Genomic DNA, 10,650 nt, shown 5'->3' with positions numbered 1-10,650 from the left:
GTGCGCCACCTGGTCTTCGGGTTGGGCGGCATGATCAGCTGGTCATCTCCGCCCACACGAATCCGGCCAGCTCGCGAGCGACCGCGACCACGGTGACGGCGGGAGACTTGCCGGCCTTGGCCATGCGCCGGAACTTGCCGCATAACCGCTGCTGGGCTTTCCAGGAACGAGCGAGAGTCTCAGCTGTGGCGTCCTGCTGGCGTCGCCGTAACGGGGCGCCGATCGTGGGCCGATGCTGGTAGGACCACGCCGATTCGGTCAGCGCGGTGCGCACCGGCTCCGAGCCGGCCTTGGTGATACCGCCACGGCGGATGCGGTCGCCGCTGGAGTATTCGGTGGGGATCAGTCCGCTGTAACTCATGAACGCCCGTGCTGAGGCGAAGCGGTGCCAGTCCACCACCTCGGCGGCCAACGTCAGTGCGGTCAGTTCCGCGATTCCTCGGTAGCAGCCGAGCCGGCTCACCGCCGCGTGTAGCGGCTCGCACTGCGCCAGCTCGTGCAGCTGTGCCTCCAGCGCCGCCAGCTCGGCCTCCCGCGCCATCAGAGCGGCTCGGTAGGTCGCCAGCGTCGCGGTCAGTGCAGGTTCGTCGAACACCTGGCTCGCCACCCACTGGCGATGGATCTTCGTCCATCGAACACCACCGCGCCAGACGCGTCCGTGCCGCAACAGGAACGCGTTGATCCGCTGCTGGGCGCGTCTGCGGTCATCGAGCAGATCAGCCCGGGTGCGTACCAGGTCCCGGACTGCCTCTTCGGCGATCGTGGGGACGCGGATCGCGGTCAGTTCCCCAGCGCGGTGCAACCTGGCCAGGCGGATCGCGTCCCGCCGGTCGGTCTTCACCCGCTCACCCGCGCCCTTGGGGATCAAGGACGGGGCGACCACGTCACAGGCCACCCCCATAGAGGTCAGCAGCCGATGCAGCTCATAGCCACCCGGCCCGGCCTCGTAGCAGGCCGCCAGCCGCGACCGGTCCCGGAACCGCCCGACCAGCCGGCGCAACGACGCCTCGTCATTGAAGATCCGGTCGACTACCGGGACCTCTTCGCCGGGGTGCAACACCCCGACCACGATCGCGTCTTTGGAGACGTCCATCCCTAGATGGATCCACTCCGCTCCCGATGTCACACTCGGCATAACGGTCGGCTCCCTTCTGCCTGCTGGCTCCGTCCGCCGCGGGATGCTTGTCACTGCCAGCGTCGGATGACCCACGACACCGGCCAAGTGCCATTACGGACAGAACCGGAGTCGGCCGTTTCATGCTGACTTGCCTGGGTCGATGGCGGGCGAGGTGATCAGGGTCCCCCGCCACCCACGAACCTCGGCTTGCGCACCTTGATCACCTCGGGGCCGGAGATCCCCCGCCGGAGGCAAAGAAAGACCGCAGCCCGCTACGGCGCGTCCGCGTGGTCGCGACGGTCGGCTTCCCGCGGGTGTCATGCGTCTGCCTGGGATCGGGCGCGGCTGGCGTCGGCGCGGACGGGACCGGCCCGAAGAGGCCGCACGCCCGGCCGCGTCCGAACGCGCCGCGCCACCGCCGCCCGGCACGGGCGGCGGCTTGATGGCCGCAGCGACGAGGGCGTCATCCCGCCTCCGGCCTGGGCCACCGTCGACCTGCTCACTGCCGCGATCCGCACCGCTGTCAAGGCCGTACGGCTGGATGCTCCCGACCTCGGCCAGCCGACCCGGCACCTGGTGTGGGGCGAGCAGGTCGACGTACGGCCCATCGACCCCGGCGACCTCCACGACGGACCACACCTGTCCGAACGCGCCGTGGCGGCCTACGTCGCCAAGTACGCCACCAAGGCCGCAGAGAACTCCGGCACCCTCGACCGGCGGATCAAGCCGCGGGACCTGCCCACGCTCCACGCACAGGGCGTCTCCGAGCACGCGGCCCGGCTCATCCGCACCGCCTGGACCCTCGGCGACCCCGACACCCACCCGGGCCTCACCGGGCTGCGGCTGCGCGACTGGGCGCACATGCTCGGCTTCCGCGGCCACTTCTCCACCAAGAGCCGCACCTACTCGACCACCCTGACCAGGCTGCGCCAGGCCCGGGCCGACTTCCGCCTGCGCATGACCTTCGCCCGGCTGCCCTACGACCCCGACAGCACGCTCGTCGTCGGCTCCTGGGCCTATGCCGGCCAAGGCATCACTCCCGGCGAGGCGGCGCTCGCCATGCAGCTCACTGACGACACAGCAGGAGGTAACTCGTCATGAACAACGTGATCTCGCTCGTTCCCCGGCAGGACGCTCCTGCCGCCCAGGCCGCCGAGGACGACCGGGCCGTCTACACGGTGCCGGAGGTCGCGCGGCTCCTGTCGCTGTCGCGGGGCAGCGCCTACGCCCTCGTCCGGGAGGGCACGATTCCGGCCCTGCGGATGGGCGGCCGGTGGATCATCCCCAAGCGGCGGTTCCACGCCTGGCTGGACGGCCTGACCGAGGAGGGGCGCCGCTGAGATGGGGCACATCGTGAAGACCAAGGCGGGCACCTACCGGGCCAACTGGCGCGACCACACCGACCGCCAGCGGTCCAAGACCTTCGCCACGAAGAAGGAGGCCACCGCGTTCCTCGCCGAGATCAGTAGCTCGCTCAACCGCGGCACCTACGTCGACCCCCACGCGGGGAAGGCCAAGTTCGGCCCGTACGCGACCAAGTGGATGCTGTCGCGCAACCACGAGATCACCACCGTTGCCCGCGACGACTCGATCATGCGGACGCACGTGCTGCCGCGTTGGCGGGACGTCCCCCTCGGGCGCATCGACCACAGCGCGGTACAGACGTGGGTCAGCGACCTGAGCAAGCGCCTCGCCCCCGCGACCGTGGCCGAGTGCCACCGGCTGCTGTCGACCGTGCTCAAGTCGGCCGTACGTGACCGGATCGTCGGGCCAACCCGTGCGAGGGCGTACGGCTGCCCAAGCGGCGGCGCAAGGCGGGCGACGACCGGATCATCAGCCGTGAGGACCTGGCCGTGCTGCTCCCCCACGTCCCCGGCCGCTACCGGGCGCTCGTCGGCCTGGCCGCCGGCACCGGCCTCCGCTGGGGTGAGTGCGTGGGCCTGCGCTGGGATGCCGTCGACCTCGACGCCGGAACCGTACGGGTGGAGCGGGTGGCCGTCGAGGTGGCGGGCACGGTGACGCAAAAGCCCTATCCCAAGTCCAAGGCCGGACGGCGGGAAGTCCCCCTTCCGCCCTTCGTCGTCGAGCTGCTCGCCGCGCACCGCGAGCGCTACCCGACCGGACCGGTCGGAGAGGTGTTCACCAACGCGGCGGGCGGTCCTCTCCGCCGCACGCTCTTCCGGTCTCGGGACTGGCGCCCGTCGCTCGTCCGGGCCGGGCTGCTGGGCGAGGTGGTGGAGGTCCGGCCGGGTGCCTTCCTCGGCGTCTGGCAGGACAAGGAGGGCCTGGAGCACCGCCAGGAGTTCCCGACCCACCGGGAGGCCGTGATGCACGTCGCCAAGCACGCGGCAGAGGGGCTGAGGTTCCACGATCTGCGGCACTGCTACGCCACCTGGCTCGTCTCCGACGGCGTCCCCGTGAACGACGTGGCGCGCCTCCTCGGGCACGAGCAGATGTCCACGACGCTCAACCGTTACACGCACTCCTCGCGCGACCGCTACGGCAGGGCTGGGGCGGTGTTCGCTGACTTTTCGCTGACTCCTGCTCCAGATCGGCCCCGGGAGCCGGACGCAGCCAGCACCGTTGACCTAGATCGGGAGGAGGACAACAGCTAACGCCAAAGCTTTGAACAGCGAAAAGGCCCGTTGGAGTGGTGGACTCCGACGGGCCTTGATCGTGTGGGCGATACTGGGATCGAACCAGTGACCTCTTCGGTGTGAACGAAGCGCTCTCCCGCTGAGCTAATCGCCCGGGTTCGTCTGCGCCTCGCGGCGCCGACGGGGAAAACCATACCGCACTCGAGGGGGTGATGGCGAAAGCGCGGCCCGGTCGGCTCGATCGTCCCGCCTTCGTCAACACCTTCGAAAGGTTCGCCAGAGCGTCCCCGGCGTGGGGGTGTGGTGTCATAGCATCGTGATGCTCCATGCTCGACCTATACGCACGACCTGAGATCATTCGCCCGCAATGGCATCGCCGACGCGGCCCCGCCGACACGCAAAGCAGAGGTAAGGACAAGCCTGTTGGTGATGTTTGAGCTGGTAGATGACCGAATGTCAAGCTGTGATGTGCGTTACAGAAGGGCCTGGAGGCGGAATCTTTCCTACGGGTCTCTTCGTTCGTCTCGTAGCACGAGCGCCCGGCGAGGCCCGACCGCACAGTGAAGACGCAGTGAAAGCCCCTGACAGGGGACCCGACGACGAAAAGGTTTGGCTGACGATGAACAGCACCACCGTCTCTGCCGAGCTAGGCCTTCGGCTTGTGGTCCCCGACCGTACGACCGTCCCCCTGCTCGCCGGCCTGAGTTATACGGCCGAGGATCCGTATGCCATCCGGATGGCGTTTCACGTGGGGAATGACGAGCCGGTCGAGTGGATCTTCGCCCGCGAGCTGCTGACCGTGGGCATCGTGCGGCGCGTTGGTGACGGCGACGTACAGGTCTGGCCTGCCCGTTCGGACGGCGAGCGGACGCTCAACATCAGCCTCACCTCGCCCTTCGGCCAGGCCCTGTTCGAGGTGCCCCTGGCCCCCCTCACCGAGTTCCTGCATCGGACCTACGAGCTCGTCCCCGCCGGTCGTGAGACCGACTTCATGGACCTGGACGAGGAGCTCACCAACATGCTCTGGAGCTCCTAGAACAACTGCCCCAGCCTCCGCTGGATCCCTCGCATCCGGGCGATCTCGATCTGCTGGCCGCTGAGGACGTCCTGGGCCATCGTCCGCATGGCCCGGTCGCGTCCCCGGCGCAGTTCCTGCGCCGCCATGGTCACCGCGCCCTCGTGGTGCCGGATCATCAGCGTGAGGAACAGCGTGTCGAAGTCGCGCCCGCGTGCCGTACGCAGCCGGTTGAGCTCCTCCTCGCCGGCCATTCCGTAGCCGCCCGGCCCGTGGTCGTGCGCGGGCGGCGCGGTGCGGCCGAGGCCCCGCAGCCACGACTCCATGACGGCGATCTCCGGGCGCTGCGCGTCCAGCACGCGTTCGGCCACCGCCGTCACCAGCGGGTCGCCGGTCCGCGCCGCGGCCAGCCCCGCCATCTCCAGCGCCTGCCGGTGGTGCGGGATCATCGCCTCGGCGAACCGTACGTCGGCCGCCACGGGCCCCGCCTGCGCCGGTGAGCGGGCCGGGGCGGACCCGGACTGCCCGGGAGCGCCGGGGACGATCACCGGGGCGTCGGCGTGCGCCGGCGGGGCGACCTCGGACGAGCAGGCCGCCAGCACCGGCGCAACTGCCAGCACAACCGTTACCAATCCGGTCAACAGCGGCCGCGGGCTCGACATAACTTCCATAGTGGGCGATGATCCACCGACATGGGGGCGACGTGAGCAGACCGAGGCTGAAGACCGCGCTGGTGGCGTCCGCCCTCCTCCTGGCCGCGGCCTGCTCCTCCGGCGAATCCGCGCCGTCCCCGCAGGCCGCTCCGACCGGCATCCCGGGCCGGGACGAGATCCGGCACAGCCCCAACATGACGCTGGTCGCCAACGTCCCCCTGGCGGCGCCGTTCGACGGCCCGGAGGACTGGGGCACCGACATGGCGTTCCAGGGCCGCTACGCGTTCGTGGGCAACTACAAGGGCTTCACGGTGCACGACATCGGCGACCCCGAGCACCCCAAGGCGGTCGCCCGGGTCGAGTGCCCCGGCGGGCAGAACGACATCTCGGTCTCCGGCGACCTGCTGTTCCTGTCGGTGGACGAGCCCCGTACGGACGACACCTGCGCGAGCGACGCCGGGGACCCGTCGGCATCGGGAGAGTGGGAGGGCATCCGCGTCTTCGACATCTCCGACAAGACCCATCCGCGCTACCTGAAGTCCGTACGCACGGAGTGCGGCTCCCACACGCACGCCATCGTGCCGGGGGAGGACGCCGGCACGCTCTACCTGTACGTCTCCTCCCCCGGCCCGGCGTCGGAAACGACGGGCTGCCCGCCACCCCATCAGAACATCTCGATCGTGGAGGTTCCCGTCGCCGAACCCGGCAAGGCGCGGGTCGTGGCCAAGCCGGAGCTGTTCGCGGGCAGGCCGCAGGGCGAGACCTCGGCGGGCGGCTGCCACGACATCACCGTCTACCCGGAGAAGAACCTGGCCGCGGGCGCCTGCTTCGGCGACGGCGTCCTGCTGGACATCTCCGACCCGGTGCGCCCCAGGCTGCTGCAGACCGTACGCGACGAGAAGAACTTCTCGATCTGGCACTCGGCCACGTTCAGCAACGACGGCACGAAGGTCGTCTTCAGCGACGAGCTGGGCGGCGGGATGGCCGCCACCTGCCTGCCCTCGGTCAGCGCGACCAAGGGCGCGGACGCGATCTACGCGCTGACGCCGGAGCGCAAGCTCGTCCGGCAGGGCTACTTCAAGATCCCCCGGGCCCAGAGCGACGAGGAGAACTGCGTGGCCCACAACGGCGCGCTGGTGCCCGTGCCGGGCCGCGACGTGATGGTGCAGGGCTGGTACATGGGCGGAGTCTCGGTCTGGGACTTCACCGACTCCGCCCACCCGCAGGAGATCGCCTACTTCGAGCGCGGGCCGCTGGCGCCGGATCTGCATCTCGGCGGCTCATGGTCGGCCTACTACTACAACGGCTACATCTACTCCAGCGACATCACCAAGGGCCTCGACGTGCTGCGTCTGGACGATCCCCGCACCGACCCCGCCAAGGCCGTCCGCCTCGACGAGTTCAACGCCCAGAGCCAGCACTCCTACTGACCGATCACGGGTCGAGGTCGGAGGCCGAACGCTCGGCGAAGACCTTCATGGCCGCCAGCGTGACCGGTCCGGGCGCCTGCGGCAGCGCCTTCCCGTCCACGGCCCTGATCGGCTGGATGTCGCGGGTCGTGGAGGTGAGGAAGGCCTCCTCGGCCTCGTACAGCGCCGAGAGGGGCACGTCGGCCTCCTCGCCGCCGCACCATTCGAGGGTGAGCGCGCGGGTGATCCCGGCCAGGCAGCCGGAGGCGAGCGTCGGGGTGATCAGCCGCCCGCCGGTGACGATGAAGATGTTGCTGCCGGTGCCCTCGCACAGGTTCCCGGCGAGGTTCTCGAAGATCGCCTCGGCGCCGCCGCGCTCCTTGGCGTACGCCAGGGCCTTGGCGTTGTCGCCGTAGGAGGTGCTCTTGACGCCGGCCAGCGCGCCGCGCTCGTTGCGGGGCCAGGGCACGACGGTGACGTCGGCCGTGGCGGGGAACGGCGCCTGCTCGCCCACGATGACGATGGCGTTCGTGCCCGCCGCGCCCCGGTCGGAGCCGAGCGGGCCCGGGCCGCTGGTGTAGGTGATCCTGATGCGCGCCAGCGGCCACTTCGGCGCGGCCTCCAGGCAGCGGCCCACGCCGTCGGCGATCGCGGCGAGATCGGGCTCGGGCAGGTCCATGCGCTTGGCCGACAGCGCCAGCCGCTCGAGGTGGCGGGTCAGCGCGAAGGACTCCCCGTTCACCGCCTTGACCGTCTCGAACACGCCGTCGCCGACCATCAGCCCGTGGTCGTACACCGAGATCACGGCCTTGTCGGGCTCGTACAGCTCCCCGTTCACCCAGATGGGTACAGACATCCTCTGCTCCGTTCCTTACCGATGTCGCGGCCCGTCCTCGGACCGTCCTCCGGAAGCGAGGCCGATGAGCCGGGCGGCCTTGAGCTCGGTTTCGCGCCATTCCCTCCCGGGGTCGGAGCCCCAGGTGATGCCCGCGCCCGTACCGAACCGGATCGTGTCGTGCTCGATCCAGAAGGTGCGGATGCCGACCGCCAGCGCCCCCTCGCGCCGGTCGGCGTCGACCCAGCCCACGGCCCCACAGTACGGCCCGCGGGGCTCCGGTTCGAGCTCGTTGATGATCCGCAGCGCCGACGACTTCGGCGCTCCGGTCACCGATCCCGGAGGGAAGGTGGCGGCGAACAGCTCCGGCCAGCCGGCGCCGCCGTCCAGCCGCGCCCGCACCGTGGACACCAGGTGCACGAGCCCGGGGTGCTCCTCGACCGCGAACAGCGAGGGCACGGTCACAGAGCCTACCTCCGCCACGCGGCCGAGGTCGTTGCGGACCAGGTCGACGATCATGAGGTTTTCGGCGTAGTCCTTGTCGAGGAGATCGTCCGCCGTCACGCCGGTGCCCTTGATCGGCCGCGACTCGATCACCTCGCCGCGCCTGGACAGGTACAGCTCCGGCGAGGCCGACACGACCGTCAGCCCCGGCACGTCCACGACGGCCGCGTACGGCGCGGGGTTGCCCTCGGCCAGCCGTACGGCGAGGGCGAGGGGGTCCGCGTCCGGCGAGGGCAGCGGCGCGGACAGGACGCGGCAGAGGTTGGCCTGGTAGACCTCCCCCTGCTCGATGTAGTCCCTGATCCGCTGGACGCCCCGCTCGTATCCCTCCCGGTCGAGGGACGTGGCCCAGGCGTCGCGGCCGGGTCCCCGCCACGGGCCGCGCGGCCGGGGCAGCGGAGCGCGCCGCACGTCGTCGAAGCGCGCGCAGACGACCTTCCCCTCGTACGACACCACCACGGCCCACCAGCCGGAGCCGTCGAGGGCGGCCAGATCGGTGGTCACCTCCCGCAGGCCGGTGGCCAGGTGACCTCCGATATGGGCGAACGCGTCGTACACGTGTCCATTGTCGCGCCCCCGGGCCGTCCCGTGCGCGGCCGGCCGGACGCCGCGAAACAGGCGGCCGGCCGATGCCGTGACGCGGACGCCGTCGCTCAGGCCGCTCCGCGGGCCAGCAGGCCGAGCAGCGCGCGGGCGGCGGGGAGCGGAGCCGTACGCGGCAGGGCCGCGTAAACGGTGCGGCGCGGCGCGAACTCGCCGAGCGACCGCAGCGCCACGTCCCCGCGTACGGCGGGCGCGGCCATGGCGGGCACCAGCGTGACCCCGAGCCCGGCGGCCACGTAGCCGAGCTTGCCGGTCCACTCCCCGATCCGGAGGTCGACCCTCGGAGCGAAGCCGGCCCGGGCGCAGGCGGCGCCGAGCATGGTCACGGTGCCGGGAGGGGCGCCCTCGATCCAGCTCTCGTCGCGCAGGTCGCGCAGGTCCACCCGGTCTTTCCCGGCCTGCGGGTGGTCGGCGGGGAGGGCGACGAGCAGCTCGTCCTCCATCAGGCGGGTGACCTCGACCTCGGGACCCGCGCCCAGCCCGGAGGGGTAGTCGCTCACGACCGCGATGTCGATCTCCGCGCGGCCGAGCCCGTCCATGAGCGCGGTGCTCAGGCCCTCCACCATGCTGACCGACACCTCCGGGCGGGAGGCCCGCAGCTCGCGCAGAGCGGCGGGGACCAGCACGGCGTTGGCCGTGGCGAACGCGCCGACCCGCAGCCGCCCGCCGCTGCCCTTGTGGATGGCGGCGAGCTCCTCCCCCGCCCGGCCGAGCCGCTCCAGCACCTCGCGGGCGTAACGGTGGAGCGTGCGGCCCGCGGGCGTCAGCCGCACGCCTCGCGGCAGCCGTGCGAACAGCGGGCCGCCCGCCTGGGCCTCCAGGGACGCGATGCGCCGGGACACGGCCGACTGGGTGTAGTTGAGCTGTATCGCGGCGGCCGTGAACGATCCCGTACGGGCCACGACGTCGAGCAGCACAAGCGCGTCGGTGTCGAACATGCTCCGATCCATGAGGGAGGGGAATGGTCGCCATGCAATCTAGTCGCTGGTGGAATGGTTTTTTCCTCCAATAGTGTCCAGGACATGATTGCTTTTCTTGGTTTGGGGCGTATGGGTGTCCCGATGGCCGGCCGCCTCGTCGCGGCCGGTCACAAGGTGACCGTGTGGAACCGTACGCCACGGGACGTGCCGGGCGCCGAGGCGGCCCCCTCCGCCGCAGAGGCCGCCACCGGAGCGGACATCGTGATCACCATGCTGAGCGATCCGGACGCGGTGTCCGAGGTCGTGCGGGCGGCGCTGCCGGGGCTGCGGCCGGGGTCGGTGCTGGTGGAGATGTCCACGATCGGGCCCGACGCGGTGCGGAGCCTGAGCGGCCTGCTGCCCGAGGGCGTGGGCCTGGTCGACGCCCCCGTGCTCGGCAGCGTGGGCCCGGCCGCCGAGGGAACGCTGGTCGTGCTCGCCGGGGGCCGCCCGGCGGACCTCGCCCGGGTGTCGGACGTGCTGCGCGTCTTCGGGACGGTCCACGAGGCGGGCGGGCCGGGATCGGGCGCCGCGACCAAGCTCGCCGTGATGAGCGCGCTGGTGACCGCCCAGGTGGGGCTGGCGGAGACGATGGCCTACGCGGACGAGCTCGGAGTCGGCCGCACCGCGCTCCTCGACGTCCTCGGGGCGACGCCGCTGGCGGGGCTCGCGGAGCGGCTGCGGCCGGTGGCCGAGTCGGGCCCGTTCGAGACGAGGTACGCCCTCGGCCTGGCCGCCAAGGACCTGCGGCTGGCCACCGAGGGGCCGGGGATGCACCAGACGGTGACCGCCGCCGCCCGTGACCTGCTCGCGGGGGCGGTCGCGGCCGGGCTGGCGGGGCACGACCTCACCGCGGTCGTCCCGTTCGCGGCCTCCCGGGCGGCGGAAGCCCCCGGCGGTTCCGGCACATCAGGACGTTCCTGACCGACATGGAGGCATCGGCCCGAAGAACTCGGTC

The 10,650-nt window shown here is 71.3% G+C and carries 12 protein-coding genes and 1 tRNA gene; 7 read left to right on the top strand and 6 right to left on the bottom strand.

Going from position 1 to position 10,650, the window contains the following annotated elements; translation table 11 throughout:
• Positions 1 to 34: 34 nt before the first annotated feature.
• The gene (locus HCK04_RS28315) at positions 35 to 1,093 is read right to left on the bottom strand and encodes an IS110 family transposase (RefSeq protein WP_168066332.1); all 1,059 of its coding nucleotides are present in this window, start codon (positions 1,091 to 1,093) and stop codon (positions 35 to 37) included.
• Between the two features lie 231 nt (positions 1,094 to 1,324).
• Here HCK04_RS28315 and HCK04_RS28310 point away from each other — a divergent pair, with 231 nt between their 5' ends.
• From HCK04_RS28310 to HCK04_RS41425, 4 genes are read left to right on the top strand one after another with little or no spacing between them, the layout of a single operon-like run.
• On the top strand, positions 1,325 to 2,218 hold the full coding sequence (locus tag HCK04_RS28310; protein ID WP_142650430.1) for a replication initiator: 894 nt from the start codon (positions 1,325 to 1,327) through the stop codon (positions 2,216 to 2,218).
• Positions 2,215 to 2,457, top strand: a complete 243-nt coding sequence (locus HCK04_RS28305; protein ID WP_142650429.1) for a helix-turn-helix domain-containing protein — start codon at positions 2,215 to 2,217, stop codon at positions 2,455 to 2,457. The genes HCK04_RS28310 and HCK04_RS28305 overlap by 4 nt, the downstream gene beginning before the upstream one ends.
• Before the next feature lies 1 nt (position 2,458).
• Positions 2,459 to 3,136 carry a hypothetical protein gene (locus tag HCK04_RS44355; protein ID WP_328854581.1) on the top strand — a complete coding sequence of 226 codons (678 nt, stop codon included), beginning with the start codon at positions 2,459 to 2,461 and terminating at the stop codon, positions 3,134 to 3,136.
• Entirely contained in the window at positions 3,052 to 3,732 is a 681-nt protein-coding gene (locus HCK04_RS41425; RefSeq protein ID WP_346776136.1) for a tyrosine-type recombinase/integrase, read from the top strand. Before HCK04_RS44355 ends, HCK04_RS41425 begins: the two co-directional genes overlap by 85 nt.
• 64 nt (positions 3,733 to 3,796) lie before the next feature.
• Here the strand turns inward: HCK04_RS41425 and HCK04_RS28295 are convergent.
• Positions 3,797 to 3,868 (bottom strand) — tRNA-Val (locus tag HCK04_RS28295).
• 465 nt (positions 3,869 to 4,333) lie between these two features.
• On the opposite strand from HCK04_RS28295, the gene HCK04_RS28290 reads away from it, so the two are divergent.
• On the top strand, positions 4,334 to 4,750 hold the full coding sequence (locus HCK04_RS28290) for an SsgA family sporulation/cell division regulator (protein ID WP_036329836.1): 417 nt from the start codon (positions 4,334 to 4,336) through the stop codon (positions 4,748 to 4,750).
• Here HCK04_RS28290 and HCK04_RS28285 read toward each other — a convergent pair.
• On the bottom strand, positions 4,747 to 5,349 hold the full coding sequence (locus tag HCK04_RS28285; RefSeq protein ID WP_260617434.1) for a DUF305 domain-containing protein: 603 nt from the start codon (positions 5,347 to 5,349) through the stop codon (positions 4,747 to 4,749). The two genes, HCK04_RS28290 and HCK04_RS28285, sit on opposite strands and share 4 nt — an antisense overlap.
• A gap of 83 nt (positions 5,350 to 5,432) precedes the next feature.
• Here HCK04_RS28285 and HCK04_RS28280 point away from each other — a divergent pair, with 83 nt between their 5' ends.
• Complete coding sequence (locus HCK04_RS28280; protein WP_221889985.1) at positions 5,433 to 6,812, top strand: hypothetical protein; 1,380 nt, start codon at positions 5,433 to 5,435, stop codon at positions 6,810 to 6,812.
• A 4-nt stretch (positions 6,813 to 6,816) separates the two neighbouring features.
• Here HCK04_RS28280 and HCK04_RS28275 read toward each other — a convergent pair whose 3' ends face one another.
• The 3 genes from HCK04_RS28275 to HCK04_RS28265 form a co-directional block, all read right to left on the bottom strand.
• Positions 6,817 to 7,647, bottom strand: coding sequence for an aminotransferase class IV (locus HCK04_RS28275; RefSeq protein ID WP_142650426.1), 831 nt, complete (start codon positions 7,645 to 7,647; stop codon positions 6,817 to 6,819).
• A gap of 15 nt (positions 7,648 to 7,662) precedes the next feature.
• The gene (locus HCK04_RS28270) at positions 7,663 to 8,688 is read right to left on the bottom strand and encodes a chorismate-binding protein (protein WP_142650425.1); all 1,026 of its coding nucleotides are present in this window, start codon (positions 8,686 to 8,688) and stop codon (positions 7,663 to 7,665) included.
• A 95-nt stretch (positions 8,689 to 8,783) separates the two neighbouring features.
• Positions 8,784 to 9,671, bottom strand: coding sequence for a LysR family transcriptional regulator (locus tag HCK04_RS28265; protein ID WP_142650424.1), 888 nt, complete (start codon positions 9,669 to 9,671; stop codon positions 8,784 to 8,786).
• A gap of 54 nt (positions 9,672 to 9,725) precedes the next feature.
• Here HCK04_RS28265 and HCK04_RS28260 point away from each other — a divergent pair, with 54 nt between their 5' ends.
• A complete protein-coding gene (locus HCK04_RS28260; RefSeq protein ID WP_260617433.1) occupies positions 9,726 to 10,616 on the top strand; it encodes an NAD(P)-dependent oxidoreductase in 891 nt (296 codons plus the stop codon).
• Positions 10,617 to 10,650: the final 34 nt, after the last annotated feature.

It is taken from the genome of Microbispora sp. CL1-1 (assembly GCF_012034195.1).
Lineage (GTDB): Bacteria > Actinomycetota > Actinomycetes > Streptosporangiales > Streptosporangiaceae > Microbispora.
This window is presented reverse-complemented; position numbering and strand designations above follow the sequence as displayed.